Consider the following 25,906-nt stretch of genomic DNA (forward strand, 5'->3'; position numbering starts at 1 on the left):
TTTTTTATAAACCTTGGAGGCGTACAGTCTTACCCGACACAGCCTGTAAGTCGTCGCGTGAATGAACGACAGGGCTCAAGGACCAGTTTCAAGGCCGGTAATTTTTAGTAACGCGTACGCATACCCATGCCCGGTAACCGGCCGGCGCATGGCAATTCCACATCTTGCTGTCAGGTTCGACATGACCTTGCCTACCCGTTCAAACGCTCAAGCCCTTGCTGCCCGGCCCGCTCCGGCGGCTGCCAGGCATGAGGCCAGGACTGAGGCGCGTCCGACGGTCGAAGTCATCATGCCGGACCAGTATGCCGACCGCCGCGCAGAGCCGCGTTTCCAGTGCGATGCCCGTGGCGCCATGCTGTTCCTGTCCAACGAACAGATGATTACCTGCCGTATCCTCGACCAGAGCGCCAGCGGCGCCCGCGTCGCCATGGAGAACCTCGACACCATACCTTCGGAAATCTGGCTGTTCGATCTCGATGCCGCCATGGCCAAGCGCGGCTCGGCCGCCTGGACCATGGCCAACCGCATGGGCCTGAAGTTCAACTTCATCCAGAAAATGCCGGACAATAACCAGCGCCCAGCCAAGATACCGGCGAACGTCCATGCCGCCTGGGTGAAACTGACCAATCCGGAACCCCAGGCGCCCGACGACGACGTACTCTATTTCGACTGATCTTCGGCCGACAAAGAAAAACCCCGCCAGGCTCAAACCGGCGGGGTTTTCTTTTACATCAGCGACCGGAACTTGAGCGTACCGTTGACGGCCTTCAGCTCTTCCAGAGCCTCTTTCGGATAGCCCTTGTCGACATCGACGATGACGTAACCGAGTGTTTCGTTGGTCTTGAGATGCTGGGCCAGGACGTTCAGATCGTACTTGGCCATGATGGCGTTGATCGCCGCCATGACGCCCGGCACGTTCTTGTGCAGGTGCAGAAAGCGGTGGCGGCCGGAAACTTCCGACAGCTGGACGTGCGGCATGTTGACCGAGAAGGTGGTGTCGCCACGATTGAGGAAGCCCAGCAGACGCTCGGAGGCGAATTCGGCGATGGCCTCCTGCGCTTCCTCGGTCGAGCCACCGATATGCGGCGACAGGACCAGGTTCTTCAGCCCCATCAGCGGCGAGACGAACGGATCGTCATTGGTGCGCGGCTCTTCCGGGAAGACGTCGATGGCCGCGCCATAGATCTTGCCCGATTTCAGCGCGTTCGACAGGGCGGCGATATCGACGACATGGCCACGCGACAGATTGATGAACAGGGCGCCGTCCTTCATGCGGGCAAATTGCGCCGCACCGAACAGGTTCTTGTTTTCCGCCCGGCCGTCGACGTGCAGCGACACCACATCGGCCTCAGCCAGCAGGGCATCGAGCGAGCGATAACGGCGGGCATTGCCGAGGGTCAGCTTCTCAGCCAGGTCGAAATAGATAACGCGCATGCCGAAAGCCTCGGCCAGAATCGACAGCTGCGAGCCGATGGCGCCATAGCCGATGATGCCGAGCGTCTTGCCGCGCACCTCATGAGCGCCGGTGGCCGATTTGTCCCACTTGCCCTGGTGCATCTGGACGGACTTGTCATAGATGTTGCGGGTCAGGATGACGGTCAGACCCATCACCATTTCCACCACCGAACGGGTGTTGGAATAGGGCGCGTTGAAGACGGCGATGCCCTTTTGCGAACAGGCCTTGAGGTCGATCTGGTTGGTGCCGATGCAGAAGGCGGCGACCGCCATCAGCTTATCGGCGGCCTCGACGGCCTTGGCGGTCAGGTTGGTCTTGGAGCGCAGGCCGAGGATATGAACGCCCTGCAAGGCCTCGATCAGGTCGGCCTCATCGAGGGCACCCTTGACGGTCGTGACGTCGTAGCCTTCTTCGCGGAAGGCGCGCACGGCGTCCGGGTGGATGTTTTCGAGCAGCAGCACCTTCAGCTTCGAGCGCGGGAAGGAATAGCGGCCCTGATAGCCTTCGGCGTGCAACACTTCGTCAAACGAGGCGGCGGTCAGGCTGGTGTCGCCATTGACGGCGGCGACCACCTTCGGACGCACTACATTTTCGGTGAAGGCGTAGAAGCGCTCGGCCGCACCGCCCTTGTAGACTTCGAAATCGGTCCAGCCATCACCGACCATGGCGACCTGGCCGGTCAGGCCGATGCCCGTCAGGGCCGTGATCTTGCCGCCATCCTGCGACAGCGGATTGGCCTGATCAACGCCCGTGGCCACGCCTTCATCGTTCCAGATCAGGCGGTTGGCCAGCACATATTCGGCGCCGATACCGTAATCAGCCACCACCGGATCGATGAAGTCATGGAAACCGCCGGAAATGATGCGGAACTTGCCAGGGTTCTCGGCGAAGACGGCCTTGTTGCGCACCACCGAGGCGCTGACCTTGGTCTTAAGCACCTCGATCAGGGCGGCGATATCGTCGCGCGTCGGCTTCAGCAGCTGGACGCGGCGGCTGAGCGCCTCGGCGAAGCTGATCTCACCGGACATGGCCTGATCGGTCAGGGTCTTGATCCGGGCGACATCGGCCTGGCGGACCGGATCGGCGGCGGAGAGCAGCTCGGCCAGAATATCCAACGCCTCGACCGAGGTAAAGGTCGAGTCGAAATCGAGAACGACAGTGGCCAGGTTCGGTTGAGGAAAGCTTGCATTCATAGCGGTCACGCCTATCTAGGGGCTGAACCGGCGCAGGGGCCGTCAGCCCGCATCAAAAAGATGCGCCGCAAATAGGATAAAAGCGCCCCCCGCACAACCGCCTTCGCCATTTATTATGGCATGTGGCGGTTTAATTCTTTAAAACTGTAGACTGATGACCGATAAAGCTGCCAAACCCGTAAAATCTGAAACCAAAACCTCTGATTTTTTGCGCGAATATATGCCCGAACTTATTGATCCCACCGAAGATTACTCCGCCCGCTTCGTTATCGAGGCCCATCCTGTGCATGGGCGGCTGGTGCGGCTCGGCGATACGCTCGACCAGATCCTGAAGGCGCACAACTATCCGCCGCAGATCGCCAACCTGCTGGGCGAGGCCTGCGTGCTGGCCGTGCTGGTCGGCGCCTCGTTGAAGTTCGAGGGGCGTCTGATCCTGCAGGCGCAGGGCGACGGCGTGGTGCGCTATGTCGTGGCCGATTACGACACCAAGGGCGGCCTGCGCGGTTTCTGCCGTTTCGATCCGGAAGAACTGGCGGCGCTGGTGGCGTCCAATGAGGGCAGTTTCCAGAGCCTGGGCGCCCAGACCCTGCTCGGCAAGGGCACCTTCATCATGACGCTCGACCCGGAAGATCACGGCGAGCGCTACCAGGGCATCACCCCGATCGAGGGCGAGAGCCTGGCCCTGTGCGCCGAAACCTATTTCCGCCAGTCGGAACAGGTGCCGACCCAGATCAAGCTGGCGGCTTCGGAATATATGGATGTCGACGGCCCCCACTGGCGCGCCGCCGGCGCCATCATCCAGGCCATCGCCGGCGATGAAACCCGTGGCGACACGAAAGAATCCTTCCAGCATATCCGCGCCCTGTTCGATACCCTGGGCGAGGAGGAACTGACCGATTTCGACCTGCCGGGAGACCGCCTGCTGTTCCGCCTGTTCCATGAGGACGGCGTGCGCATGAGCCAGGCCAAGGCGATCCACAAGCTCTGCCGCTGTTCGCAGGAACGCGTCGAAGGGCTGGTCCAGTCCTTCACCAACGAAGAGCAGGCCGAAATGCTGGAAGCCGATGGCAAGGTGCATATCACCTGCGAGTACTGCTCGAAGACCTTCCTGGTCGGGCTGTAAGAGGTCTGATTTCCAGAGCCCTGAATATCCCGGCTTGAAGCCTGTGCCGTAAACCGACATATAGCCAGTCCCACCAAGAGCGCCGCCATGTCCGAATTCCAAGCCCGCCTGAACGATCTGCTCGACGAGTTCGAGCTGTTCGATGACTGGGAAGAGCGCTACCGCTATATCATCGACCTGGGCAAGGACCTGGCGCCGCTGAAGGACGAGGAAAAAACCGACGCCACCAAGGTGCTGGGCTGCGCCTCCCAGGTGTGGCTCGTCATGGACCCGGCTCCGGCCGGTATATTGCGCTTCCGCGGCGAATCCGACGCCTTCATCGTCAAGGGGCTGATCGCTGTGCTGATCCGCCTGCTCGACGGCCTGCCCTACAGTGAAATTCAGGGCTTCTCGATCCGCGACACCCTGGCGAAGCTCGGCCTCAACGAGGCCCTCTCCTCCCAGCGCACCAACGGCCTGATGTCCATGGTCGAGCGCCTGAAGAAGGCCACCGCTTAAACCATCTCCCGCAGATTGGTGGCCAGCACCTTGACCGCCAGCGGACCGGGCGCGTTGCGCAAACAGGCCTCCAGCCCTTCCAGACCGGCATCGAAGGCCGGATCGTCGCGCAGGTCCTCGATCAGGCGGCAGCCGTGCCCGGCCGTGGTGCGGTCACGGCCGAAAGCGGCGCCCACGCGTGCCAGCGGCCAGTCGAAGCTGACATGGGCCAGGTACATTGACATCTGGCGGGCGCGGGCGGCGCGGGCATTGTTACGCGTCTTGCTGCGGATCTGCGCCGCCGGCACGCCAGTCGCCAGCGCCACCAGATCGGTCACGAAGGAGGCGCGCGCCATGTCACGCCTGTGGCCTTCCCGATGTTTCCCAAGGGGTTTCGCCGCGCCCTCAAGCGCCTGCATTGCCATGAGACCCATTGTATCCTCTGATTTGATCATCTGTATTCCCACCATCTGATTGCCCGGTTTCAAACCGTGAACAAATCATAGGTACGCGCCGACAACAGAGGATAACTTTCCTATTAAATAATGTGAATAGGTATAATTTCCTTTACGGAACAATTTTAGATCATTATTTTTATTAAAATATGCCCAAGGTTGTGCTTCAGTTTCCCATGCTTCAGGAGCGCGCATGCCCTTACCCAGGCGCGAGGAAAGACCGACTCAGGAGGCTGAGCGAATGCCTGTCTGGACGAGATCGATCTTGCCGATCAGGGCGTCGTGGCCCAGGATCATGTCCACATTTCTGCCATCGGAGGCCAGGGGCAGGCGCAGCCAGAACAGGCTCAGGCCCCGCGCTCCGCGCCAGGCCATGGAATGCAGGCCGACATTGGGCTTGCCGGTCTCGACCACCAAGGTCAGGTGCTCGGCCCAGTATTGCGCTTCCGGCTCGGTATAGATGTCGTCCAGACGCTTGCCGGTGATTTCAGTGCCATAGGCATTGAAAAGCTCGGTGCCGGCCAGGCGCTGACGGAAGGCTTCGGCATGGTTTTGCGGATCGGGCGCCAGCACGTCGATCAGGCTGACGGTCGGCAAACGGGTCTTGATGGCAACCGGATCGAGGTCCTGACGCGATGGCAGCCTGCCGCGACGGCGCAAACTCTTCCAGTAACGAAAGATGTCCTCATGCGAGCGCAGGGCCGCCAACATTTCGGAAGCTAAACCAGCCATAAGTAAAAGTTCGTCTGCCCCTTTGCTTATGCGCCTTCCATTGGGTCTTCCAAGGATAACGCCGTCGCATACACATATACACATGAGAACAAGACGCGAACACTTGCACTAAGTCTCTAAAAGACAGCCCATACTCGCGAATCACCCGTATTCACCTTCTCTTAACTGGTGAATCCTTGGCAAGCAAAAAAGGGTTAACGCAAACCTTATCCAAAACACGTTACAGGCCTGATTCATGGGGATTAATAAGCGATCCATACGGTATACAATCGCAATTCGAGGTTTCCCTTGCGTCACGACGCCCGCCGGTTGAGTCATATTCGCCACAGGAAATTATTGCCGGCCTTCAGGTATAGGCGCAAATAAAAAGCCCCGGCCATTGAGCCGGGGCTTTTTAATTTCCTGGTCTTTAAATCTATCAGGCCTTGCTGCCGCGGGTCTTGCGGGTGACCTGGCGGCCGCCCTGGCCGAGGCCCATCTGCTTGGCCAGATCCGAACGGGCCTTGGCGTAGTTCGGGGCAACCATGGGATAATCCTTCGGCAGGTTCCACTTGGCGCGATAGTCTTCCGGGCTCATGCCGTACTTGGTGCGCAGGTGGCGCTTCAGCGACTTAAACTTGCGGCCATCTTCGAGGCAGACAATATAGTCAGAAGAAATCGACTTCTTGACCGAAACAGCCGGCTCCTTCGGGGCTTCGACCTTGGTCTCTTCACCGGTTGAAATGGAGTTCAGCGCAGCATAGACGCTCTGGATGAGCGAAGGCAGTTCGCCGGCGGGTACGGAATTATTGCCGACAAAGGCAGAAACGATGTCCGCCGTCATGTCCAGGGTATCTGTCTTGCTGTCCATTATATTATCCTTTGCACTGAATGAGCTTTACCTAAGCCAGTGTCAGACAATATTCAAGCCTCAAGGCTAAAAAAAACAATATGCCTTTCAGATATGAGGAACGCATTACTTTATATATGCCGGGTTTGGCAGAGTTCAAAATGGTCCTATACGACTTGCACTACAGTTGTGCCGCGTATTAACCCTTCAAATCTTGTGCAAATGCGAGCATGGCGGCGCGTTGCGGCACACTCAGCGAATCAAGATCGATGTCCTCACCGCTCGAAATGGCGCGCAGCATGACATGGGTCAGCGCCGAGGAGAGCGCCCAGTTCCAGTAACGCAACACGGTCTGGGCACGATCGACGGCCAGTATGTCATAGGTCACCAGAACCTCGGCCAGATGCGGGTGCATCAGGCCTTCCGGGGTACGCAGGGGGCGACGCAGGGCCTTCCAGAAGGCGCGCAGGGCCTTTTTCGAGAGCCCGGTCGCCTTGCACAGCACGGCCAGTCCCTCACCGCCACGATCGCGCATGATCTTGGCGCCGGTAGCCGGCTTGATGCCTGACATGTAGGAGATTTCCTCAGCCATGTGCCGGGTCATGCCCTGTCGGGCGGCATCGGCGACGGCCTCTTCCAGGGAAGCGTAGGGGCTTTTCTCCACGGCCTTGCGGTTGCGCTGGCGGCGTTCGATGAACTGCAGCGCCTTGCGAGCCAGGGGGTCCTGCCAGTTTTCGGCGGCCATCATGGCAAAGACATCCGAGGCGACATCCTGCATGATCTCGCGATTGACGCCAAAACGGGTCAGTATCTGGCGGCGACAATCGGACTCGGCCCACCAGAACATAACATAGGCCGATGACGGGCGCAGCTCGGCACGCTTCATGATCAGCGGAATGAGCTGCGAATGGGCCTGGCTCATGGCCACGGCCGCTTCCAGTGACGGCTGCGACAGCCGCGCGCGCGGATTGCGCAGCAAGGTCTCGATGACCGGGATATCTTCGGTATCGACCAGGTATTCGCACAGCACGCTGGGCAGTTCCTTGCGCGTGGCCAGGACGAGGTGATGCTGGCGATTGCCGAAACGCGCGCAGTAATAGAGATCGGCGTCGGTCAGGGATTCGCAATCATCGATCAGGGCCCGCGCCACATCGGCGTCGTCGGTGATCAGCATGCGGATCAGCGAATTGGGGATTTCGGACAGGATGCTGACGCGCTTCGCCACGCGCATCCTGTCATGCAGGGGGGATTCGCGCAGCATCTCGACCAGCAGATCGGCGGTGACGGCGCGTTCGAAGGCATTGATGCGGCTTTCCGGCAAGCAGACCACGTCCGCCAGACGCTTCAGCAGAACCTGACGCGCCTGATGCTTCGGCGGCGCTTCCTCGGCAATGATGTCGTCGAAAATCTGGTCGAGTTCGCCGGAGGACGCGGCCTCAAGGCCTTCTCCGTCCTCGGCCCCATCGGCTTCGGCGGAAAAATCGGTACGGGCGGCGGAACTGATCATGCCGGTATCATGGCGTGCATCTGTTAATCTTTTGTATAATCGCGCCGCTGATGCGGCGAGCATGCGCGGCCTCTGAGCGCATAAACTATTTGGCGGAAACTCGACGCTTTTTGGCGTGAAAACCCTCTGGCATATTTATGCCGCCTTCGGCACTTTCCAGCCACCTGAACTCAAGGAGCCTGTCATGCCCAATACGCAATATGAACTTCATATCGGCAACAAGAACTATTCATCGTGGTCGCTGCGTCCGTGGGTATTGCTGAAGGCGCTGGACATTCCCTTCCTCGAGCACCAGCACTACTTCCAGCCCGACAACAGCGCCTTCAGGAGCTTTTCGCCCACCGCCCTGGTACCGGCCCTTATTGACGGCAAGCAGACGATCTGGGACTCTCTGGCCATTGCCGAGCACGTTTATGAAGACTATCCCGCCGTATGGCCGTCCAGCCGCGAGGCGCGCAGCTTTGCCCGCTCGGCGGCGGCGGAAATGCACTCCGGCTTTTCCACCCTGCGCAACCTGTGTTCGATGAGCGTGGGCGTGCGCGTCAAGATGAAGGACACGCCGCCAGCCCTGATCCGCGACCTGGCGCGCATCGACGACATCTGGCGCTACGGCCTGAGCAATTTCGGCGGCCCCTTCCTGGCCGGCGGCAGCTTCACGGCGGTCGATGCCTTCTATGCGCCGGTGGTTTTCCGCGTCCAGACCTATGGCCTGGGCTTCGACCTCAGCAAGGAAGCACGCGCCTATGTCGACTTCATGCTGGACCTGCCGGCCATGAAGGACTGGTACGCCGCCGGCATTGCCGAAACCGAGCGCGATATCCCGCATGACGAGGAAGTCCTGCAATCGGGCGAGGTGATCGCCGATTACCGGGCCACAGCCTAAGCGGCTTTTACTTCGGCGAAGAAGGTTTCAATCTCGCTGCGCATATCCGCCGAAGCGGCAAGCAGGGTATCTGACATGGTCTTGAGCTGGGCCGAGACCGCCTCGGACTTGTCGGCCGTGGCATGAACCGTCTCGATGCTTTCCGAAACGCGGGATGTGCCGCGTGCGGCCTTGTGGGTATTGTCGGCGATGTCGCGCGTCGACATGCCCTGCTGCTCCACTGCACTGGCAATGGCCGCTGTGGCGTCGCAGATGCTGTTGATAGTGCCCAGGATAGCGGAGATCGATTCAACCGTTACCTCGGTGGAGGCGCGGATATCCCGGACAGAGCCTTCGATCTCGTCGGTAGCGCGCGCCGTCTGCGCCGCCAGGGTCTTGACCTCGGTGGCGACGACCGCAAAGCCCTTGCCGGCCTCACCGGCGCGGGCCGCCTCTATGGTTGCGTTGAGCGCCAGCAGATTGGTCTGGCTGGCGATGGCGCGGATTAATTCGATAACGTCGCCGATCTTCTGGGCAGCCTGCGACAGCTGCGCCACGTTTTCCTGTGTGCCGACCGCTTCGCGTGCCGCCACCTGGGCGACTTCGGCCGAATGATGGACCTGGGCGTGAATTTCGCGCACCGATGCTGCCAGTTCCTCGGCGCCGGAGGCCACGGTCTCGACATTGTAAGAGGTGCTGCGGGCATCTTCCACCACCGACTGGGCGACATGGGTGGTTTCATGCACGGCCTGAGACAGGATATCCGCCGTATCCGCCAGATGCTCGGAATCTGCCCGCAAGCCCTGAATACGGCTCTGCATCCGGGCAATGAAGGCCTCCGACAGGGCGCTCTGGCGGGCATGTTCCTGCGCCTCGTGTTCGCGCGCGGCGATCTGCTGGCGGGTCAGGTCCTGCGCCGCTTCCTCGGCGGCACGGGCAGCCGCCAGGGCATCGTCGGCGGTCTGAAAACGGACTTCGAGATTCTTAACTACCCAGATCAGCACGCCGGTCTGGAGCAGCAGGATGACGGCATGCAGCAGGACGCGCGCAATCTCACCATGTGCACTGGGGAAGACGGCCGCGGGCAGAAGGAAGTTCAGCGCCAGGTGATGAACCGCTACGACGCCGGCATAGGCCACCAGCGCCCGCCACTCGCACCAGCCGGCGATCAGGGCCAGGGCGGCAAAGAAGTACATATGCATGTCGATCTGGAAGGGCTGGCCCTGGAAGGCAAAGACCAGCAGGCAGATCAGGCCGGCCAGCGCCATGGAGGTGATCACCCGCGTATTGATGCCGGCGCGATGGCGCAGCCAGTAAAAGGTCGCTCCTGCCGCCAGGATCACGGCGCCGCCCAGGGTCACCGGACCGTTGGCGCGATGCAGGCTTAGGGTGGCGGCAGCGATCAGGCCAACATTGAACCAGATGAAGCCGATCAGGAACGTGCCGAAGCGGCGGCGCAGATCATAGAGCCCCTGCATGTTTAATCCTTTTTGAGGCAACCGGCCATAATGCCGGGACTAAAGACGATAAGCGCGCCGCTCTTATAAAGCCGTGCAGGAAAGGTGGCAGCGTCAGTGGCGGACGGACGCGCCAGCACGATGAAGGGCCAACGTCCGGTATCGACGATCAGGCCATCAGCGCGTGCCACGGCATTGGCGGCCGCGGCACGGCTGGCAAAGGGCGAGACCAGAACGGCCACATCCGCACCGGAGCGCGGCATGAAATAGGCAGCGAGAATAACGAGAGTCAGCACCAGTCCGTAAAGGAGCGGCGCCCCATAACCGCTGGAACGGTCATTTTCATGTGCGGTTGACCTGGTCATATACGCGACTCAGCAGTTACTTGTGAAAACCAATGTTATCCCAACTCCGTCTTAATGGCGGATTAACCCGCCGAAACGGATCTGTGGATGGGAATGGCTTGCAAAAAAAATCGTACAATTTAAGGTCGCGCCCAATCATAAGAACCGGGAGCCGTCATGTCACGTCATCGTCTTTTTCCCAGCCTGCTGGCCCTAAGCCTCGCCGCTGGTTTCGCTTTTTCAGCACACGCCGAAACCGTCACCCTCGCCTCGCCCGATGGCCGCAATGTCGTAACGCTCGACAGCGACAAGCTGACCTATGCCATAAGCCGCGACGGTCAGGCAGTCATCGAGGCCTCGCCGCTCGGCCTCAATCTCGATATCAACCAGATCGGCGCTGGCGCAGCGCTCAATAGTCATTCCGAAACCGCCGTCAACACCACCTGGAACCTCGTCGTCGGCAAGACGGCCACCGCGCCCGATCACTACACCCAGTCCACCCTCGCCTTCACGACGCCGAAGGGCCTGAAATTCGATATCATTGTCCGTGCCTATGACGATGGGGTCGCCTTCCGCTATGCTGTGCCGGAACAGGCAGGTGTCAGCGATTTCAAGGTAATGAGCGAAGTCACCCAGTTCAACTTCCCGAAGGATTACGACTGCTGGGGCGCCAATATGGGCCGCTTCGACACCAGTTTCGAGGCCGAATACGATCAGATCAAGGCGTCGAAAATCCGCAATTTCAATAACTATATCGCTCCGCTGGTCTGCAAGACCGGCGACGCTCAGACCACCTTCGCCCTCGCCGAATCCGACGTGAAGGACTATCCGGGTTTCTTCCTCTCCGGCCGTGGCGATGCCGGTCTGGGGGTCAGCGTTACCCTGCCGCCGCGCTTCGACAATGACCGCAATTTCCGTTCGCGCAAATCGGTCTCGGCCAAGGTGCATCTGTCCGGCAACGGTTTCCAGACGCCGTGGCGCGTGGTCATGCTGGGCGATGCACCGGGCAGCCTGACCGCCTCCACCCTGATCCCGACCCTGGCCACGCCGTCGCAGATCAAGGACACGAGCTGGATCAAGCCCGCCAAGACCTCCTGGGACTGGTGGAACGACTGGGCCCTCAATATCCCGAATGCCGGCATCAATACCGAAACCTACAAGGCCTTTGTCGATTTCTCGAAGGAGATGAAGCTCGACGATATCCTGATCGACGAGGGCTGGTCGGTGAACAGCGATATCGAGCCGCGTGACGACGCCGATGTCACCAGGGCCAAGCCGGTGATCGATATGCCGGCGTTGCTGGCCTATGCCAAATCGAAGGGCGTTGGCGTCTGGTTGTGGGTGCAGTGGCAGCAGCTCGACAACCAGATGGACGCCGCCATGGCGCAATATGAGACCTGGGGCATCAAGGGCATCAAGGTCGACTTCATGAACCGCAACGATCAGGAGATGGTCGACTGGTATCACAAGGTGCTGGCCAGCGCCTCCGCCCACCACATCATGGTCGACCTGCACGGCGCCTATCCGCCCAACGGCCTGAACCGCACCTGGCCAAACTACGTCACCCAGGAAGGGGTGCTGGGCGCCGAGAACAACAAGTGGAGCGCCCGCATCACCGCGACACATAACGTCACCCTGCCCTTCACGCGCATGATCCTGGGGCCGATGGACTATACACCGGGCGGCTTCCGTTCGCTGACCCCGGCCGATTTTGTCAAGCAACAGCGCTACCACGCGCCGTTCGTGCAGACGACGCGCGGTCAGGCTGTGGCCATGTATGTCGTCTATGACAGCCCGTTCCAGATGGTGTCCGACAGCCCGGATGCCTACAAGAACAGCGACGGCAGCTGGGCCGATGGCGCCGAATTCATCCAGTCGGTGCCGACCTCGTGGGACGAGACCCGTGTGCTGGCTGGCGATATCGGGCAATATATCGTCACCGCCCGCCGCAAGGGCGATACCTGGTATGTCGGCGCCATGACCAATGAAGAGGGCCGCACAATCGAGGTGCCACTGAGCTTCCTCGGTCAGGGCAATTACAGCGCTCACGTTCAGCAGGACGGCGCGGATGTGAACCATCTGAGCACGTCCGATATCACGGCCGATGCCGGCAAAAGCCTGACGCTGACACTGGCGCCTTCCGGGGGTGCGGTCGCGGTGATCACCCCACAAACCAAGGGCAAGAAGAAGATTAAGGCGGTTATAAAGTAAAACATCTCTTATACTTCCCCACCTTTGGTGGGGAGGGGGACCGCGCGCCACCTGGCGCGCGGTGGTGGGGTTTCTTACTTTCCCAGCGTCACTTTCCCCTCGCACTTGCGAAACATTAGGCCTATATGCGCCGCATGCCCGACACTGCCGCCCTGCCCGAAACGGTCCGCAAGCCCCATTTCGCCGAATTCGTCGCCCTGATCGCCTCCCTGATGGCGCTGGGGGCGCTGGGCATCGATTCCATGCTGCCCGCCCTGCCGGTGATCGGTGCCGACCTGAATGTGCAGGTCGAAAACCATCTGCAATGGATCGTTTCCAGTTATTTCCTCGGCATGGGTTTCGGCCAGCTGTGCTTCGGCATCCTCTCGGACTGGCTGGGCCGCAAGCCGGTCCTGATCGGCGGCGTGCTGGTCTATGTCGTCTTCGGCCTGATCGCCGCCGCCAGCCAGAACTTCGCCATCCTGCTCGTTTTGCGCCTGTTCCAGGGCTTCGCCGTCGCCACCACCGGCGTGGTGACGCGATCGATCATCCGCGATCTGTACAGCGGTCCGCAGATGGCCAAGGTGATGTCGATCAGCTTTGTCGTCTTCCTGCTGGTGCCCATCCTGGCGCCCAGCATCGGCCAGCTGGTGCTGCTGGTCTGGCCGTGGCGCGCCATCTTCCTGCTGATGTCGGTCATGGGCATCATAACCATCCTCTGGACCTGGCTTCGCCTGCCGGAAACCATCGCTCCGGCCGATCGCCACCGCCCCGACCTGGCGCACCTGCGTCGCGTCGCCTTCTTCGTCATCACCGAGCCCAGTTCGATCTTCTACGCCTTCGCCATCATGAGTCTGACCGGCGGCCTGCTGGCTTATGTCTCGCTGATGCCACAGATCTTCGGCGAAATCTTCCACCGGCCAAACCTGATGGCCGGCATCTTCGCCGCCTGCGCCGGCACCATGGGCCTGACCTCGGTGCTCAATGCTTCCCTCGTCGAACGCCTGGGCATCAAGCGCATTTCGCACAGCGCCCTGACCGGCTATCTGGTCATTACCGCCATCCACCTCGCCTGGGCATGGAGCGGCCGCGAGACCATCCTCAGCTTCGCCATCCTGCAGGCCCTGACCATGGGCCTGATGTCGCTGTCGACCTCCAACTTCTCGGCGGTGGCCATGGAAAAGGTAGGCCATGTGGCCGGCACCGCCGCCTCGCTGCAGGGCGTGATCACCACGGTCGGCGCGGCCTTCGTGGCGGGCTTTATCGGCAATGGCTGGACCGGTCATATCTACTGGCTGCCCATGGCGGCTCTGTTCTGCGGCCTTATCGCCTACTCCCTGATCGCCATCGCCGAAAAGGGCAAGCTTTACCGGAACAGCTAAGCTGACAGATTCCATTTGCCAGTTCCGTGTTTCAGGCATATACCTTGTATGACAAAGTAACTGGTCACGAAAGGCTCACGTGCCGCCCGCCGCCGACAAGACACCCGAAAGCCGCCGTACGCAGATGTACAAGGGCGTGCTGGAACTCGCCCTGATGCGCCTGCTGCAGGATGGCGCGCAATACGGTCTGAAAATCCTCGACGGCCTGCGCGAAGAGGCCGGGCTCGACCTGTCGGAAGGCACGCTCTACCCACTGCTGCACCGGCTGGAGAAGGCGGGACTGATCAAGGCCGAGTGGCGGCACGAGGCCGAGGCCAGCCATCCGCGCAAATATTACGGCCTGACCCCGGCCGGCGCCATCGAACTGAAGGCGCAGGGCGATATCTGGCTGGAAATGACCGAACGTTTGAACGCATTTCTGAAGAGGGGAAACTGAGATGGGTGCACAGGACGAAGCCGACATCAACACCTGGCTAGGCTATCTCGAACAGGTTCTGGAACCCCTGCCCGCCATCGAGCGCGCCGATATCGTTTTCGAGGCGCGCGCCCATCTGGAAGAACGCGTGGCGGCCGGTCTGAGCGCCACCTCCGCACTCGCCGGGTTCGGCAAGGCCGAGCAATATGCCCGCGGCTTTCTCGACGACCATGCCCTGACCCAGGCGCTCGACAGCCGCCGTGCCCTGACCATGGCCCGCACTCTGTTGCAGGTCGCCGGTCAGAGCCTGATCGCAACCCTGGGCCTGGTCGGTTTTCTACTCTTCGCCGTCACTACGCTGGGCGCCGTAGCCTGCCTGCTGATCAAGATCGCCAAGCCCGATCTGGCGGCCCTGTGGCCAGACGCTCAGCGGCTGGGCAACTGGGCCTACCCGATCCTTATCGCCGTGGTGGCTGTCGATGCCTGGCTGGCGCGCTTCAGCCTGGTGCTGGCGCTCAAAGGCCTGAAGGTGCGCTCAGACCGGGAGTAGACAATTGACCGCCCGGTGTTTTTCAGTCGGCGTTTTTCAGGCGGTCTTTTTCAGTTCGGTTTCCAGCCATTCCATATCGTCGTCACTGAGGCCGAAATGGTGGCCGGCCTCGTGAACCAGGATATGGCTGACCAGGTCTTCCAATGAGACACCGCCCTCAGCCCATTCATCGATGATGGCGCGACGGAACAGCTGGATCATCGACGGCAGGTCGCCGGTCATTGGCTCCAGCTCGGCAGGCCTGCCTGTATAAAGCCCGGTCAGTTCGTAGGCGTCTTCTATTTCCAATTGGTCGAGCAAATCTTCCGAGGGAAAGTCCTCGACAATCAGCACGACTTCTTTGAGATAGCCCGCAAACGGTTCGGGCAGCCGTGTAAGGGCTGCCCGGGCAATCGTTTCGATATCGTCAAGCGATGGTGCAAGGCCGAATTGGCTCATAAGACGTGCTCCGTAAAATTGTGATAGGCGAGCCGAATAGCAGGAGGCTAGCGCCGCCCGTATTTAAATACGGGCCAGCGACGCCGACGCACTAGGCGGCCGCCTTGCGCAATTTTACCCTTCGATGTCCTCGGGCAGGCCGACAACATGGAAACCGGCATCGACGTGGATCACTTCACCCGTGGTCGAGAAGCCCAGGTCCGAAGCCAGCCATAGCGCCGCACCGGCCACGCCCTCCATCGAGGTTTCCTCTTTCAGCAGTGAGAACTGGCCCGACTTGGCGTGCAGGCCGCGGCCGCCGGAAATACCGGCCAGAGACAGGGTGCGCATGGCGCCGGCCGAGATGGCGTTGACGCGGATGCCCTTCGGACCGAGGTCGCGGGCGATATAGCGGGTCGAGGCTTCCAGCGCCGCCTTGGCGACACCCATGGTGTTGTAGTTCGGGATGACGCGTTCGGCACCCAGATAGGTCAGGGTCACCAGCGAGCCGCCGTTGGGCATCAACTCGGCGGCGCGGCGCGACACGTCGACGAATGAGAAGGCCGAGACGTTCAGCGCCAGCAGAAAGCCTTCGCGCGTGGTGTTTTCAACAAACGAGCCCTGCAGTTCGTTCTTATTGGCGAAAGCCACCGAATGGATAACGAAATCGATCTCGCCGTAGACTTCCTTCAGCTTGGCGAAGGCAGCGTCCATGGAGTCGTCCGAGGTCACGTCGCATTCGATCAGGTGCTTGACGCCAATCGATTCGGCCAGCGGGCCGACGCGGCGCAGCAGGCTTTCACCGAGATAGGAAAAGGCGATATCGGCGCCCTGGGCGGCCAGTTGCGAGGCGATACCCCAGGCGATGGACTTGTCATTGGCGACTCCCATGACCAGGCCCTTCTTGCCCTTCATGAGTTCGCCCTTGGGGAAGTTCCAGTCGTCAGCCATAGTCAGAAGTCCTCGAAATGAAATATCGGCTGTTAAGAGCAAATAATACGCTCAAAAGCAAGATATTCCGCCTTCATCAAGCCCGGACAACGCTTGTCGGCACTTTGCGACCGGGCACCAGAGCCAAAACAACAACTATTAAAATAGTTAGCCATGTTGCGCCATAGTACAGCCACATCATGATCAAGCCATTTGTTTGCAAGGCACCATCACCCGACATCATCCACTTCACATAGAATCTAAACAGCAGAGGTGCGGTAACTGGCAAAGCCAGCCATCCCGTTAATCCAAGGTCATGGAGCCGGTTGAAACTCGCAATGAATACCGGCAGTATAGCCAGATTAAGCGCCATAAACAGAGGCATCAGCAAACCCATATCCTGCAAATGTCCTCCCAATCGGAGCATCACAAGCGGCGCAAGATAGGCGATATCGCGACCACAAAAGAAAATCGCCAACATCGGAACAGCGACAAGCGCATAGGGCAATCGCGTCAGCCGTCCCCTCAACAGCACAACTGACAGAAATGTGCTCATATGAAGATCCCCCACCGTTATTTAACGGCAGGGGATCATGAAAGCATTGGCCTGTAAAGCGAAAGCCTAGAGATCTTCCTGGGATAAGATGATGGATCCGTTCGTGCCGCCGAAGCCGAACGAGTTCGACATGATGGTGCCGATGGGGCCATCGTGGCGCTTGCGCAGGATGTTCATGCCGTCAAAGGCCGGGTCGAGGTTTTCGATATGGGCGCTTTCGGCGGCGAAACCGTTCTGCATCATCAGCAGGCAGTAGATGGCTTCCTGCGCGCCGGCCGCGCCGAGCGAGTGGCCGGTCAGCGATTTGGTCGAGGAAATCATCGGGCTGCTGGCACCGAAAACCTCGCGCACCGCACCCATTTCCTTCTCGTCGCCCACCGGCGTGGAGGTACCGTGTGGATTGAGGTAATCGATCCGACGGCCCTTCGCTTCGGCCAGCGCGATCTTCATGCAGCGTGCTGCGCCCTCGCCCGAAGGCGCTACCATGTCGTAGCCGTCCGAATTGGCGGCATAACCCACCACTTCGGCAATGATATTGGCGCCACGCGCTTTCGCGTGCTCATACTCTTCTACCACGACCATACCGGCGCCGCCGGCGATGACAAAGCCGTCGCGGTCGCGGTCATAGGCGCGCGAGGCCACGGCCGGCGTCTCGTTGTAGCCGGACGACATGGCGCCCATGGCGTCGAACATGTCGGACAGGGTCCAGTCGAGTTCCTCGGTGCCGCCGGCAAAGATCACATCCTGCTTGCCGAGCATGATCTGCTCTGCCGCCGCCCCAATGCAGTGCACCGAGGTGGCGCAGGCGGAAGAGATCGAATAGTTGACGCCGCGAATCTCGAACCAGGTGGCGAGCACGGCCGAAGGACCAGACGACATGGCCTTGGGCACGGCGAAGGGCCCAATGCGCTTCGGCGAATTCTTTTCGCGCGTCACGTCCGCCGCCGCCACGATGGCGCTGGTCGACGGCCCGCCGGCCCCGAAAATGATGCCGGTGCGCTCATTGGAAATATCGCTCTTGTCCAGACCGGCCGAGGCAATGGCCTGCTCCATGGCGATATGGCCATAGGCCAGACCCGGCGACAGGAAGCGCGCCGCGCGGCGGTCGATCAGGGCCTGCCAGTCATCGACCTTCGGCGGTGCATGCACCTGGCACTTGAAGCCCAGGCGCGCATAATCCTCGGCAAACACTATGCCGGAGCGTGCCTCTTTCAGCGACTGCGTGACCTCATCGGCGCCCAGGCCGATGGAAGACACAATCCCCAGTCCTGTTATCACGACTCTACGCATGTAATTTCCTACTGTTAGTCCCTGCTTGGTCTCTGGAGCGATTATCGTCTTGCGGCCTTAGCCGAGTTCCTTGGCATCGAACAGGCCGACGCGCAGGCCTGACGCCTGATAGATAGGCTTGCCGTCGGCTTCGACAACCCCGTCGCCGATGCCCATGATCAGTTTGCCCGACATGACCCGCTTCATATCGATCTTGTAGGTCACTTTCTTGACACCCGGCGTCACCTGGCCGGTGAATTTCACCTCGCCGACGCCGAGTGCACGGCCGCGGCCCGGATTGCCCTTCCAGCCGAGGAAGAAGCCGACCAGCTGCCACATGGCGTCCAAGCCCAGGCAGCCCGGCATGACCGGATCACCGATGAAGTGGCATTCGAAAAACCACAGCTCCGGGTTGATATCGAGTTCGGCCTCGATATAGCCCTTGCCATGGCTGCCGCCGGTTTCGCTGATTTCGACGATACGGTCGAACATCAGCATGGGTGGCGCGGGCAGCTGGGCATTACCGGGACCGAACATGTCGCCGCGCCCGCAGGACAGCAGATCTTCATAGGAAAAAGACGAAGGACGATCGGTCATCAGTAATAAGCTCCGGGGCATCGACACTTCACCCGGCCAGTGTCGATCCATGTAACATTAAAAAACGATGCGTTACATTAAGCCGCGCGTCGGCTCAACCCTTTTAAGGGAATTACCGCACACTGAACGTCGATTTCATACGGATAATCGCGACACTTTTGCCGGCTCAGCGCGCGGCGAACGGATCCGGACGCTTGCAGGCTGCCGTGGTCTGGGTGCCCCAGAGCGATGGTTGCGGCACCCAGCCGGTCTGACCCGCGGCGGAAATGCGGCACCAGCCCTTCCTGCATTTATCGAGCGAGGCCAGGGCCTTGGGCTTGAGAATCGCCTTGATATCGGCCTTTTCATCCGGGCTGTAGCGCATCTGCAGTTTCTGCCCCGCCGGGCTCATGACGGTCTTCTGCGACTGGATCATGGTTTTGCTGACCCAGGCGACGCCGCCATCCGGATCGCAGATCAGGCGCCAGTCGCGCGTTTCGGAAATGATCTGCACCGGCAGGGAAGCCGTGCGGTAGGTCCAAATGATGCGATTATCCTTGCTGGGGCCATTGCGCGCATAGACCTCATTGCGGCGCAGCATGGCCCAGCGCGGCACCTGCAGGCCCGAGGGCGTATCGAAGGTCTGGTCCTCAGCATGCGCCGCCTGCAGGCCGGCAAGTCCTGATCCAATTGTCAACATCACCGCCAGCATCGGCCCGGCTTTAAACCCGAAGCCCCTCCAAGAGACTTGAAAAAGCCGGGTGAAAACGTTTATGTCGGGAAAACCTGTGAACACGGGCGGACGCATATCTGTCTGAAGTTTACGGGAGCGGGTCATTTCACGGCACAGCCGGAAACGTCAGACCCGCATGATTGCCCGCAAGGGTTCAGATTTGGTTAACCGAGTGTGAATTCAGGTGGATACGAACGGACACCAAGGTCCGCGGTGGTTCAGGGTTTCGGGAAAGAATTCTGCAGCGCCGACATAACGATTAAAACAAGTAAGGCATTCATGAGCGCTGCGAAACTCAAGGTCGTTCTCACCATCAAGCTGCCCGATGCGGTCGAAACCCGCATGCGCGAACTGTTCCACACCACCTTGTGGCTACACATGACCCCTATGCCGCCGGAGCAGATCCTGGAAGCGGCAAAGGATACGGACGTACTGGTCACCTCGATCAATGACCGCATCGATGCCGATTTCTTTGCCAATTGCGGTGACCGCGTGAAGATGATCGCCAATTTCGGCGTCGGCCACGAACATATCGATATCCATGCCGCCACCGAGCGCGGCATCATGGTCACCAATACGCCGGGCGTGCTGACCGAGGACACCGCCGAAATGACCATGGGCCTGATCATGGCCGTGTCGCGCCGCTTCGTCGAAGGGGCCGAACTGGTGCAGAAGGGCGAATTTTCCGCCTGGTCGCCCACCTTCATGCTCGGCCGCCGCATCTTCGGAAAACGCCTCGGCATTATCGGCATGGGCCGCATCGGACAGGCCCTGGCCCGCCGTGCCCGCGCCTTCGGCATGAGCGTACATTATCACAACCGCAAGCCGGTTTCGGCGCGCATCAGTGACGAGCTGGGCGCTACCTACTGGGACGATCTCGACCAGATGCTGGCGCGCATGGACGTCATCTCCATCAATGCGCCGGGTGGCGAGGGCACCAAGCACCTGCTCAGCGCCGAGCGTCTGGCCAAGCTCCAGCCGCATGCCATTCTGGTCAATACGGCGCGCGGCCAGATCGTCGATGAGCAGGCCCTGGCCGCCATGCTGCGCGCCAAGCTGATTGCCGGCGTGGGTCTCGATGTCTATGAACGCGAGCCGGCGATCAATCCGGAACTGATCGGCCTGCCCAACGCCATCCTGCTGCCGCACATGGCCTCCTCCACCATCGAGGCCCGTCAGGACATGGGCGACCGGGTCATCCTCAATATCAAGACTCACCAGGACGGCCACCGTCCGCCCGACCGCGTCATTCCGGCGATGCTGTAAGATTGAACCCAGCAAGCCGGAAACCCCGTCAAAAAGTTTTTCACAGGATTCCGCAAAAAGGCGCTTGCAATGAAAACGGCCTTCCGTCTATAAGGCCGCTCTCCCGGCGAGACACTGTCCCAGACACGGACTTGCCAACGGATAATGCGGGCGTAGCTCAGCGGTAGAGCGCCACCTTGCCAAGGTGGATGTCGAGAGTTCGATCCTCTTCGCCCGCTCCAATCCCTTCTTTCAGGGGTTGGCGATTCTCTCCAGACATCTCACACAAAACCCATAGCTAACGCCTCATGCGTCCCGCTACCGAAACGCCTCAAACACCTGGCTGCGCAGCCAGCGGTGGCCGGCGTCGGCGTCCATGCGGGGGTGCCAGATCTGCGACACCGTGATCGCCGGCGAGCGGACCGGCAGATCGAACACCACCGTCTTCATATCCGGACCGGTCTGACAGAAAGAGCGCGGCGCCAGACCGATCAGGTCCGAGACCGCCGCCACGGCCACCACCGCCGGAAAGCTGGGCACCACAATATTGACCTGGCGCGACAACCCCAACTTCGCCAGCGCCCCATCTACCGGACCGGTGTCCCGGCCGCGTCGCGATGAGACCACATGCCCCCAGGCGACATAGCGTTCCGGTGTGACCGGCCCATCGAGCAGGGGATGGCCGGCGCGCACGATCCCCATGAAGACATCGTGATAAAGGGTCTGGGCACGCAGTTCGGCGCCATCGCCCGGAATGACGCCAATATCGAGATCGACCGTGCCTTCGCGCAGCAGGCGGATATCCTTGTCCGGTTTCGGCGCAAAACGCAGGCGCACCTTTGGCGCAGCCGCCGCCACCGAAGCCGCCAGACGTGCCGCGTGGCGCAGCACGAAGGCCTCATTGGCGCGGATGGTGAAATCGCGGTTCAAGGTGGCGATATCGACCTCCGGCGGCGGGCGCAGGACGGCATGAATATCGGCATTAAGGGCGCTTACCTGTTCGGCAATGCGCTCGGCGTGAGGCGTCGGCACCATGACCCGGCCGGCCGGCACCAGCACGGGATCATCCAGCACGGCCCGCAACCGGGACAAGGTGCGGCTCATGGCCGAGGGGCTCAGCCGCATCCGTCGCGCCGCCGCCGTGACGCTGCGCGTCTGTAGCAGGGCATCCAGCGCCACCAGCAGGTTCAGATCCAGATCAGACATGTGGGCCTCGTTACATATAGCGTTATACGCAAAGCTGAATTGATTTTGTTGCGTTTGGCGCAATTCAGACCTTGCGCTATATCAGGCGGCGAAACCGAAGGAAAGCCCATGTCCCCATCCGCCGCCCCCGATTCCGATGGCCTGCCGACACCCCGGCGTCATTTCGCCATAGGCGTCCTGCTGCTGACTCTGGTGCTGGTGGTGCTGGACAGCGCCATCGCCAATATCGCCCTGCCCTCGATCGCCGCCTCCTTTCACGCCCATGCCGGCGATACGGTCTGGGTGGTCTCCAGCTATCAGCTGGCCGTGCTGATCGCCCTGCTGCCCTGCGGCGCGCTCGGCGAAATGCTGGGACCAAGACGCGTCTATCTGTGGGGCGTGGCCCTTTTCACCCTGGCATCGGCGGCCTGTGCCTTCGCGCCCAGCCTGCCGGTCCTGATCATTGCACGCTTCGTGCAGGGCCTGGGCGGGGGCGCCGTCATGGCCCTGGCCACCATGAACCTGCGCTTCGCCGTGCCACATCGCCTGATCGGCACCATTATCGGGGTCAATGCCATGACCATCGCCATCGCCTCGGCGGCCGGGCCGGGCATTGCCGGCGCCATACTGGCCGTGGCGCACTGGCCCTGGCTCTTCGCCGTCAATGTGCCGCTGGGCATACTCGTTCTGCTGTGCGGCGGCCTGCTGGCCCACACGAAAGGTATCGCGCGCCGGTTCGATATCGCCGCCCTGATCGCCAATATACTGATGTTCGCTCTGTTCTTTTCCGGCGCCGAACGGCTGGCAAAAGACCCGGTCACCGGCGGCCTGCTGATCGCCGGCTCGGTGGTCGCCCTGATCTCCCTGCTTTGGCTGGAGCGCCGCAACCCCACCCCGCTTGTGCCGACGGACCTCTTCGCCGCTCCGGCCTTCCGGGTGGCCGTGATCGCCTCCGTCTGCTGCTTCACCGGCCAGATGCTGAGCTATATCGCCCTGCCCTTCTATCTCCAGTACCGCCTGCATATGACGCCGACCCAGGCCGGTCTCTACATGATGCCCTGGCCCGCTGCCGTGGCGTTGATCGCCCCGATATCGGGGCGGCTGGCCAATCGCATCAGGACCGGCTGGCTGTGCGCCGCCGGCGCGGCTTTACTGGCAACTGGGCTCCTCATTGTGGGGCTGCCGCCCGCCAATGGGCCGATGTTCCTCGTGGGCACGGTAATCGCCGGTCTTGGCTTCGGCCTGTTCCAGACGCCGAACAACCGCATCCTGCTGCTCTCGGCGCCAAAGCACCGCAGCGGCGCAGCCGGCGCCATGCAGGGGACCGCGCGCCTGACCGGCCAGACCTTCGGCGCCATCTCCATGACCCTCGTCTTCGGCACGGTGTCGCTGGGCGGCGCCCCCACCCTGGCCCTGCTGCTGGCGGCCGGGTTCGCCGGCATCGCGGCCCTGATCAGCCTGGCCCGCATACGCTTCGAAGTCGTCGCATAAGTAAGTCCATACTTTGCTGAACGAAGATGAACGGCACACTCAGAGGCCGTTCATCTCACCTCTGCCATAACGGTCCTCAACACGGCACATAGCCCCTCAGGCCGTCAATGGAAGGTACAGAGTATGAAGACGATTGCTTTAGCCCGGTGGGTTCTGCCCGCCATCGCGGTGGCCAGCCTCGGCGTGGCGACCCTCCCCGGCACCGCCGCGGCGCAAAGCTGCGAACAACGCCGCAACGATAACCGCACCAGCGGCGCCTTGGTCGGCGCCGTCGCCGGCGGCGCGCTGGGTGGCGCCACCTCAGGTCATCGCCAGAAGGGCACAGGCACAGTCGCCGGCGCGCTTCTCGGCGCGGCCCTCGGCGCCTCGATCGGCAGCGACAACACCCGCTGCTATTCCGACCGTTACGCCTATGACGATGCGCCTCCCCCGCCGCCGCGCCGTCCGGCCCCGCGTTATGAGCGTTACTACGATGGCCCGCCCCCGCCGCCGGTCGTTTATGAACGCGTCTATGAACCGGCCCCGCCGCCTCCCCCGCCGCACGGCTATTATGAACGCGATTACGGCCCGGCCGGATGGTAAGGAAAAGGCGATCTGCGGATCGCCTTTTTTGTTATTTCACACCAGTGGCCGGCGATTGAAGACATCGTCGGCAATGGTGCGGATGGTAATGCTGGTCTGGAAGTTCAGCACGCCCTGCTCCTCGCTGAGCGCGCGATGGGTGAAGGCGTCATATTCCTCCATCGTGCCGACCTGCACCTTGAGCAGGAAGTCATAGTCGCCGGTCACGTTCCAGGCGCCCGTCACCTCGCGATGGCGCACGATCCGCTTCGAGAACGTATCGGTGAGCTGCATGCCGGAATGCTGCATCTTGACGACCACATGGATGGTCAGGGCCGTGCCGGTCAGTTGCGGATCGATCACGGCAATATCGGCAATGATCACCTTCTCCTTGCGCAGCCGCCGCAATCGCCGCAGCACGGCGGACGGCGACAGGCCGACCTTGTCCGCAAGCGTTCGGGCCGGTTCGATATTGTTATGCCGCACCTGTTCGATCAGGCGGCGGTCAAAATCATCAAGTTCGACTGTTTTTCGCATGAAATAACTTATAGCGCCTAAAACAGGCGCAATCACTACAAATTTCGCCACCAATCATCGACCTGGATCGCTTATTTTGTGGCTGGCGCAGTCCACAGCCCCCCGGTGGACCGCCCCCTGTATCCCCGCGCTTTGTATGGAAGCCCCTATGACTCAAGATATTTCCCGCACCGGCGTTTTCAGCCACTTCTGGCAAGGGCTTATGGCAACCTCCGAGGCCGCCGTGCGCGTCCATTACGATGCCCCCTGGAAGACAGCCCCCTTGCCGCATCCCGTCGTTAGCTCACGGCGTGCAAAGTCACCGGCACACCCGAACAGCTTTCCGGCGGAATAACCTCCGGCACCCGGCGGAAAGTGCGGCTGTTGCGGGCCAGAAGTCCTGACAATTCCGCCGCCGCCGCGCCCAGAGGCTCCGGCGCCGCCTGCCCCATCATCCAGCGGGCATGCGCCAGGCAGCGCGCCTCGTCACCGGTCTGGGCGGCTGAAAACAGCGCCACCAGGCTCAACTCGTCATGCGTCAGATAGATATGCCCCGGCCGCGCCAGGGTAATCGGCCGCGTGCCCCTGGAAAGCACGAGCAGCACGCGCTCAAAGGCCTTGGCGCCCGCATCGACATGCGGGCCGAAGGCGTGGCTGAATTCACGGTGGATCATGCGGCATTCCGGCGCGCAGGCCACGGCCGTGCGCATCACCCAGACAATGAAATGTTCGGCATAGCTGAGATTGCGGATATCGCGGCTTGCCTGATCCGGGGTCGTATAGTCGTCTGTGTTCGGCTGCGGCATGATCGAACCTGAGAATTATGTTGCGAATAATTCTCATTAACACTATAAGGGAGTCGGGGCAAGCACCAAGATAGGACAAGAGAGGAAAGGTCGATGGTCCGTACATTCACCGAACCGACGCTCGATGACCTGCTGGCCGATCCGCTGGTTCAGATGGTCATGCGCAGCGACGGAATAAGCCGCGGCTTCGTCAGGGAGCTGATGGACAGCGCCCGACAGGCCCTTTCATCCGGCTCTCTAAAGCCAGTGCACCTTGGCATCCGCCCGGCGGTTTGAAGCGGTCGCGGCCGCCTCGCAGGCCTGATCCTGCAGCAGGGCCATGCGCCGCTTGATGTCGTTGGTCAGGACCGCCAGGCCCGCACCGGACAGCCGCCGGTGCAGCGACATGTCCATGAAGTGGTTAAAGGCGCCGAGTCCTTCCGGCGCGCGGTTGGCGAAATAGGTGCCCGCCAGCTGCTTGATGGCCGCGAAGATGATTTCCGGCTCGGCGACCTTTTGTTCTATACGTTTCATCAGCCGGTCGATTTCGCGGTCGAGGTCCATGGGCATGTTCCTGTAAATCACAGAACGCCGGACGCGCACCAGATAAAGCGCCTATCTGGGGCCACGTCCCGGTTCGGGTGACGTTTGATTTCAACAGTGAGGAAGT

29 protein-coding genes and 1 tRNA gene are annotated in these 25,906 nt (G+C 61.2%); 13 read left to right on the forward strand and 17 right to left on the reverse strand.

Going from position 1 to position 25,906, the window contains the following annotated elements; translation table 11 throughout:
* Nucleotides 1-181 precede the first annotated feature (181 nt).
* Complete coding sequence (locus tag QM647_RS13345) at nucleotides 182-673, forward strand: hypothetical protein (RefSeq protein WP_414996025.1); 492 nt, start codon at nucleotides 182-184, stop codon at nucleotides 671-673.
* A gap of 53 nt (nucleotides 674-726) precedes the next feature.
* On the opposite strand, the gene serA is transcribed toward QM647_RS13345, so the two are convergent.
* Nucleotides 727-2,649, reverse strand: coding sequence for a phosphoglycerate dehydrogenase (gene serA, locus QM647_RS13350; protein ID WP_414996026.1), 1,923 nt, complete (start codon nucleotides 2,647-2,649; stop codon nucleotides 727-729).
* A 220-nt stretch (nucleotides 2,650-2,869) separates the two neighbouring features.
* On the opposite strand from serA, the gene QM647_RS13355 reads away from it, so the two are divergent.
* Nucleotides 2,870-3,772 (forward strand): Hsp33 family molecular chaperone, encoded by a 903-nt coding sequence (locus tag QM647_RS13355; protein WP_414996027.1) that lies wholly within the window; start codon nucleotides 2,870-2,872, stop codon nucleotides 3,770-3,772.
* Between the two features lie 87 nt (nucleotides 3,773-3,859).
* On the forward strand, nucleotides 3,860-4,270 hold the full coding sequence (locus tag QM647_RS13360; protein ID WP_414996028.1) for a SufE family protein: 411 nt from the start codon (nucleotides 3,860-3,862) through the stop codon (nucleotides 4,268-4,270).
* Here the strand turns inward: QM647_RS13360 and QM647_RS13365 are convergent.
* From QM647_RS13365 to QM647_RS13380, 4 genes are all read right to left on the reverse strand, one after another.
* Nucleotides 4,267-4,683 (reverse strand): helix-turn-helix domain-containing protein, encoded by a 417-nt coding sequence (locus QM647_RS13365; RefSeq protein ID WP_414996029.1) that lies wholly within the window; start codon nucleotides 4,681-4,683, stop codon nucleotides 4,267-4,269. The genes QM647_RS13360 and QM647_RS13365 overlap by 4 nt on opposite strands.
* A 246-nt stretch (nucleotides 4,684-4,929) precedes the next feature.
* Nucleotides 4,930-5,436 (reverse strand): PAS domain-containing protein, encoded by a 507-nt coding sequence (locus QM647_RS13370; protein WP_414996030.1) that lies wholly within the window; start codon nucleotides 5,434-5,436, stop codon nucleotides 4,930-4,932.
* Between the two features lie 418 nt (nucleotides 5,437-5,854).
* Complete coding sequence (locus QM647_RS13375; RefSeq protein ID WP_414996031.1) at nucleotides 5,855-6,286, reverse strand: MucR family transcriptional regulator; 432 nt, start codon at nucleotides 6,284-6,286, stop codon at nucleotides 5,855-5,857.
* Between the two features lie 178 nt (nucleotides 6,287-6,464).
* Nucleotides 6,465-7,772: a DUF2336 domain-containing protein gene (locus tag QM647_RS13380; protein ID WP_414996032.1), complete on the reverse strand. Its 1,308-nt coding sequence runs from the start codon at nucleotides 7,770-7,772 to the stop codon at nucleotides 6,465-6,467.
* 184 nt (nucleotides 7,773-7,956) lie between these two features.
* Between QM647_RS13380 and QM647_RS13385 the strand changes: the two genes are divergently transcribed.
* Complete coding sequence (locus QM647_RS13385; protein WP_414996033.1) at nucleotides 7,957-8,655, forward strand: glutathione S-transferase family protein; 699 nt, start codon at nucleotides 7,957-7,959, stop codon at nucleotides 8,653-8,655.
* Here QM647_RS13385 and QM647_RS13390 read toward each other — a convergent pair.
* Together QM647_RS13390 and QM647_RS13395 are read right to left on the reverse strand one after the other, a co-directional pair.
* Entirely contained in the window at nucleotides 8,652-10,112 is a 1,461-nt protein-coding gene (locus QM647_RS13390) for a methyl-accepting chemotaxis protein (protein WP_414996034.1), read from the reverse strand. The two genes, QM647_RS13385 and QM647_RS13390, sit on opposite strands and share 4 nt — an antisense overlap.
* A gap of 2 nt (nucleotides 10,113-10,114) precedes the next feature.
* Nucleotides 10,115-10,456, reverse strand: a complete 342-nt coding sequence (locus tag QM647_RS13395; RefSeq protein ID WP_414996035.1) for a hypothetical protein — start codon at nucleotides 10,454-10,456, stop codon at nucleotides 10,115-10,117.
* Nucleotides 10,457-10,612: 156 nt separating this feature from the next.
* Between QM647_RS13395 and QM647_RS13400 the strand changes: the two genes are divergently transcribed.
* The 4 genes from QM647_RS13400 (at nucleotide 10,613) to QM647_RS13415 (ending at nucleotide 14,972) form a co-directional block, all read left to right on the forward strand.
* Entirely contained in the window at nucleotides 10,613-12,646 is a 2,034-nt protein-coding gene (locus QM647_RS13400) for a glycoside hydrolase family 97 protein (RefSeq protein WP_414996036.1), read from the forward strand.
* Nucleotides 12,647-12,780: 134 nt separating this feature from the next.
* The gene (locus tag QM647_RS13405; RefSeq protein ID WP_414996037.1) at nucleotides 12,781-14,007 is read left to right on the forward strand and encodes a multidrug effflux MFS transporter; all 1,227 of its coding nucleotides are present in this window, start codon (nucleotides 12,781-12,783) and stop codon (nucleotides 14,005-14,007) included.
* Between the two features lie 79 nt (nucleotides 14,008-14,086).
* Nucleotides 14,087-14,443, forward strand: coding sequence for a PadR family transcriptional regulator (locus tag QM647_RS13410; protein WP_414996038.1), 357 nt, complete (start codon nucleotides 14,087-14,089; stop codon nucleotides 14,441-14,443).
* A gap of 1 nt (nucleotide 14,444) precedes the next feature.
* A complete protein-coding gene (locus QM647_RS13415) occupies nucleotides 14,445-14,972 on the forward strand; it encodes an HAAS signaling domain-containing protein (RefSeq protein ID WP_414996039.1) in 528 nt (175 codons plus the stop codon).
* 36 nt (nucleotides 14,973-15,008) lie between these two features.
* On the opposite strand, the gene QM647_RS13420 is transcribed toward QM647_RS13415, so the two are convergent.
* The 6 genes from QM647_RS13420 to QM647_RS13445 all read right to left on the reverse strand — a co-directional run bounded on the left by QM647_RS13420 (nucleotide 15,009) and on the right by QM647_RS13445 (nucleotide 19,420).
* Nucleotides 15,009-15,410 (reverse strand): metallopeptidase family protein, encoded by a 402-nt coding sequence (locus QM647_RS13420; protein WP_414996040.1) that lies wholly within the window; start codon nucleotides 15,408-15,410, stop codon nucleotides 15,009-15,011.
* Nucleotides 15,411-15,524: 114 nt separating this feature from the next.
* A complete protein-coding gene (locus QM647_RS13425) occupies nucleotides 15,525-16,340 on the reverse strand; it encodes an enoyl-ACP reductase (RefSeq protein ID WP_414996041.1) in 816 nt (271 codons plus the stop codon).
* Between the two features lie 76 nt (nucleotides 16,341-16,416).
* Nucleotides 16,417-16,875 (reverse strand): hypothetical protein, encoded by a 459-nt coding sequence (locus QM647_RS13430; RefSeq protein WP_414996042.1) that lies wholly within the window; start codon nucleotides 16,873-16,875, stop codon nucleotides 16,417-16,419.
* A 66-nt stretch (nucleotides 16,876-16,941) separates the two neighbouring features.
* Entirely contained in the window at nucleotides 16,942-18,165 is a 1,224-nt protein-coding gene (gene fabB, locus QM647_RS13435; RefSeq protein ID WP_414996043.1) for a beta-ketoacyl-ACP synthase I, read from the reverse strand.
* Between the two features lie 57 nt (nucleotides 18,166-18,222).
* A complete protein-coding gene (gene fabA / locus QM647_RS13440) occupies nucleotides 18,223-18,741 on the reverse strand; it encodes a 3-hydroxyacyl-[acyl-carrier-protein] dehydratase FabA (protein ID WP_414996044.1) in 519 nt (172 codons plus the stop codon).
* Nucleotides 18,742-18,907: 166 nt separating this feature from the next.
* The gene (locus QM647_RS13445; protein ID WP_414996045.1) at nucleotides 18,908-19,420 is read right to left on the reverse strand and encodes an SH3 domain-containing protein; all 513 of its coding nucleotides are present in this window, start codon (nucleotides 19,418-19,420) and stop codon (nucleotides 18,908-18,910) included.
* A 312-nt stretch (nucleotides 19,421-19,732) separates the two neighbouring features.
* Here QM647_RS13445 and QM647_RS13450 point away from each other — a divergent pair, with 312 nt between their 5' ends.
* Both QM647_RS13450 and QM647_RS13455 read left to right on the forward strand, forming a co-directional pair.
* Nucleotides 19,733-20,719, forward strand: coding sequence for a 2-hydroxyacid dehydrogenase (locus tag QM647_RS13450; protein WP_414996046.1), 987 nt, complete (start codon nucleotides 19,733-19,735; stop codon nucleotides 20,717-20,719).
* Between the two features lie 146 nt (nucleotides 20,720-20,865).
* A tRNA-Gly gene (locus QM647_RS13455) sits at nucleotides 20,866-20,940 on the forward strand.
* 76 nt (nucleotides 20,941-21,016) lie between these two features.
* Here QM647_RS13455 and QM647_RS13460 read toward each other — a convergent pair.
* Nucleotides 21,017-21,904, reverse strand: a complete 888-nt coding sequence (locus tag QM647_RS13460) for a LysR family transcriptional regulator (RefSeq protein ID WP_414996047.1) — start codon at nucleotides 21,902-21,904, stop codon at nucleotides 21,017-21,019.
* Between the two features lie 108 nt (nucleotides 21,905-22,012).
* Between QM647_RS13460 and QM647_RS13465 the strand changes: the two genes are divergently transcribed.
* On the forward strand, nucleotides 22,013-23,374 hold the full coding sequence (locus QM647_RS13465; protein WP_414996048.1) for an MFS transporter: 1,362 nt from the start codon (nucleotides 22,013-22,015) through the stop codon (nucleotides 23,372-23,374).
* Between the two features lie 123 nt (nucleotides 23,375-23,497).
* Nucleotides 23,498-23,956 (forward strand): glycine zipper 2TM domain-containing protein, encoded by a 459-nt coding sequence (locus QM647_RS13470; protein WP_414996049.1) that lies wholly within the window; start codon nucleotides 23,498-23,500, stop codon nucleotides 23,954-23,956.
* Nucleotides 23,957-23,992: 36 nt separating this feature from the next.
* Here QM647_RS13470 and QM647_RS13475 read toward each other — a convergent pair whose 3' ends face one another.
* Both QM647_RS13475 and QM647_RS13480 read right to left on the reverse strand, forming a co-directional pair.
* Nucleotides 23,993-24,472 (reverse strand): Lrp/AsnC family transcriptional regulator, encoded by a 480-nt coding sequence (locus tag QM647_RS13475; protein WP_414996050.1) that lies wholly within the window; start codon nucleotides 24,470-24,472, stop codon nucleotides 23,993-23,995.
* Nucleotides 24,473-24,750: 278 nt separating this feature from the next.
* Nucleotides 24,751-25,257, reverse strand: a complete 507-nt coding sequence (locus tag QM647_RS13480; RefSeq protein ID WP_414996051.1) for a hypothetical protein — start codon at nucleotides 25,255-25,257, stop codon at nucleotides 24,751-24,753.
* Nucleotides 25,258-25,350: 93 nt separating this feature from the next.
* Here QM647_RS13480 and QM647_RS13485 point away from each other — a divergent pair, with 93 nt between their 5' ends.
* The gene (locus QM647_RS13485; protein ID WP_414996052.1) at nucleotides 25,351-25,533 is read left to right on the forward strand and encodes a hypothetical protein; all 183 of its coding nucleotides are present in this window, start codon (nucleotides 25,351-25,353) and stop codon (nucleotides 25,531-25,533) included.
* Here the strand turns inward: QM647_RS13485 and QM647_RS13490 are convergent.
* Nucleotides 25,495-25,800 carry a hypothetical protein gene (locus tag QM647_RS13490; RefSeq protein WP_414996053.1) on the reverse strand — a complete coding sequence of 102 codons (306 nt, stop codon included), beginning with the start codon at nucleotides 25,798-25,800 and terminating at the stop codon, nucleotides 25,495-25,497. The genes QM647_RS13485 and QM647_RS13490 overlap by 39 nt on opposite strands.
* Nucleotides 25,801-25,906 lie beyond the last annotated feature (106 nt).

This window comes from Asticcacaulis sp. (assembly GCF_047605585.1).
In the GTDB taxonomy this organism is placed as follows: Bacteria; Pseudomonadota; Alphaproteobacteria; order Caulobacterales; family Caulobacteraceae; genus Asticcacaulis.

Bases quoted from the DNA above. Each gene is read 5' to 3' on its own strand.
- QM647_RS13395 (WP_414996035.1), bottom strand. From the start codon at position 10,456: ATGACCAGGTCAACCGCACATGAAAATGACCGTTCCAGCGGTTATGGG.
- QM647_RS13380 (WP_414996032.1), bottom strand. From the start codon at position 7,772: ATGATCAGTTCCGCCGCCCGTACCGATTTTTCCGCCGAAGCCGATGGG.
- serA (WP_414996026.1), bottom strand. From the start codon at position 2,649: ATGAATGCAAGCTTTCCTCAACCGAACCTGGCCACTGTCGTTCTCGAT.
- QM647_RS13425 (WP_414996041.1), bottom strand. From the start codon at position 16,340: ATGGCTGACGACTGGAACTTCCCCAAGGGCGAACTCATGAAGGGCAAG.
- QM647_RS13465 (WP_414996048.1), top strand. From the start codon at position 22,013: ATGTCCCCATCCGCCGCCCCCGATTCCGATGGCCTGCCGACACCCCGG.
- QM647_RS13370 (WP_414996030.1), bottom strand. From the start codon at position 5,436: ATGGCTGGTTTAGCTTCCGAAATGTTGGCGGCCCTGCGCTCGCATGAG.
- QM647_RS13415 (WP_414996039.1), top strand. From the start codon at position 14,445: ATGGGTGCACAGGACGAAGCCGACATCAACACCTGGCTAGGCTATCTC.
- QM647_RS13450 (WP_414996046.1), top strand. From the start codon at position 19,733: ATGAGCGCTGCGAAACTCAAGGTCGTTCTCACCATCAAGCTGCCCGAT.
- QM647_RS13430 (WP_414996042.1), bottom strand. From the start codon at position 16,875: ATGAGCACATTTCTGTCAGTTGTGCTGTTGAGGGGACGGCTGACGCGA.
- QM647_RS13385 (WP_414996033.1), top strand. From the start codon at position 7,957: ATGCCCAATACGCAATATGAACTTCATATCGGCAACAAGAACTATTCA.
- QM647_RS13365 (WP_414996029.1), bottom strand. From the start codon at position 4,683: ATGGGTCTCATGGCAATGCAGGCGCTTGAGGGCGCGGCGAAACCCCTT.
- QM647_RS13390 (WP_414996034.1), bottom strand. From the start codon at position 10,112: ATGCAGGGGCTCTATGATCTGCGCCGCCGCTTCGGCACGTTCCTGATC.
- QM647_RS13345 (WP_414996025.1), top strand. From the start codon at position 182: ATGACCTTGCCTACCCGTTCAAACGCTCAAGCCCTTGCTGCCCGGCCC.
- QM647_RS13470 (WP_414996049.1), top strand. From the start codon at position 23,498: ATGAAGACGATTGCTTTAGCCCGGTGGGTTCTGCCCGCCATCGCGGTG.
- QM647_RS13420 (WP_414996040.1), bottom strand. From the start codon at position 15,410: ATGAGCCAATTCGGCCTTGCACCATCGCTTGACGATATCGAAACGATT.
- fabB (WP_414996043.1), bottom strand. From the start codon at position 18,165: ATGCGTAGAGTCGTGATAACAGGACTGGGGATTGTGTCTTCCATCGGC.
- QM647_RS13475 (WP_414996050.1), bottom strand. From the start codon at position 24,472: ATGCGAAAAACAGTCGAACTTGATGATTTTGACCGCCGCCTGATCGAA.
- QM647_RS13375 (WP_414996031.1), bottom strand. From the start codon at position 6,286: ATGGACAGCAAGACAGATACCCTGGACATGACGGCGGACATCGTTTCT.
- QM647_RS13355 (WP_414996027.1), top strand. From the start codon at position 2,870: ATGCCCGAACTTATTGATCCCACCGAAGATTACTCCGCCCGCTTCGTT.
- QM647_RS13490 (WP_414996053.1), bottom strand. From the start codon at position 25,800: ATGGACCTCGACCGCGAAATCGACCGGCTGATGAAACGTATAGAACAA.
- QM647_RS13480 (WP_414996051.1), bottom strand. From the start codon at position 25,257: ATGCCGCAGCCGAACACAGACGACTATACGACCCCGGATCAGGCAAGC.
- QM647_RS13460 (WP_414996047.1), bottom strand. From the start codon at position 21,904: ATGTCTGATCTGGATCTGAACCTGCTGGTGGCGCTGGATGCCCTGCTA.
- QM647_RS13445 (WP_414996045.1), bottom strand. From the start codon at position 19,420: ATGTTGACAATTGGATCAGGACTTGCCGGCCTGCAGGCGGCGCATGCT.
- QM647_RS13485 (WP_414996052.1), top strand. From the start codon at position 25,351: ATGGTCCGTACATTCACCGAACCGACGCTCGATGACCTGCTGGCCGAT.
- QM647_RS13405 (WP_414996037.1), top strand. From the start codon at position 12,781: ATGCCCGACACTGCCGCCCTGCCCGAAACGGTCCGCAAGCCCCATTTC.
- QM647_RS13400 (WP_414996036.1), top strand. From the start codon at position 10,613: ATGTCACGTCATCGTCTTTTTCCCAGCCTGCTGGCCCTAAGCCTCGCC.
- QM647_RS13360 (WP_414996028.1), top strand. From the start codon at position 3,860: ATGTCCGAATTCCAAGCCCGCCTGAACGATCTGCTCGACGAGTTCGAG.
- fabA (WP_414996044.1), bottom strand. From the start codon at position 18,741: ATGACCGATCGTCCTTCGTCTTTTTCCTATGAAGATCTGCTGTCCTGC.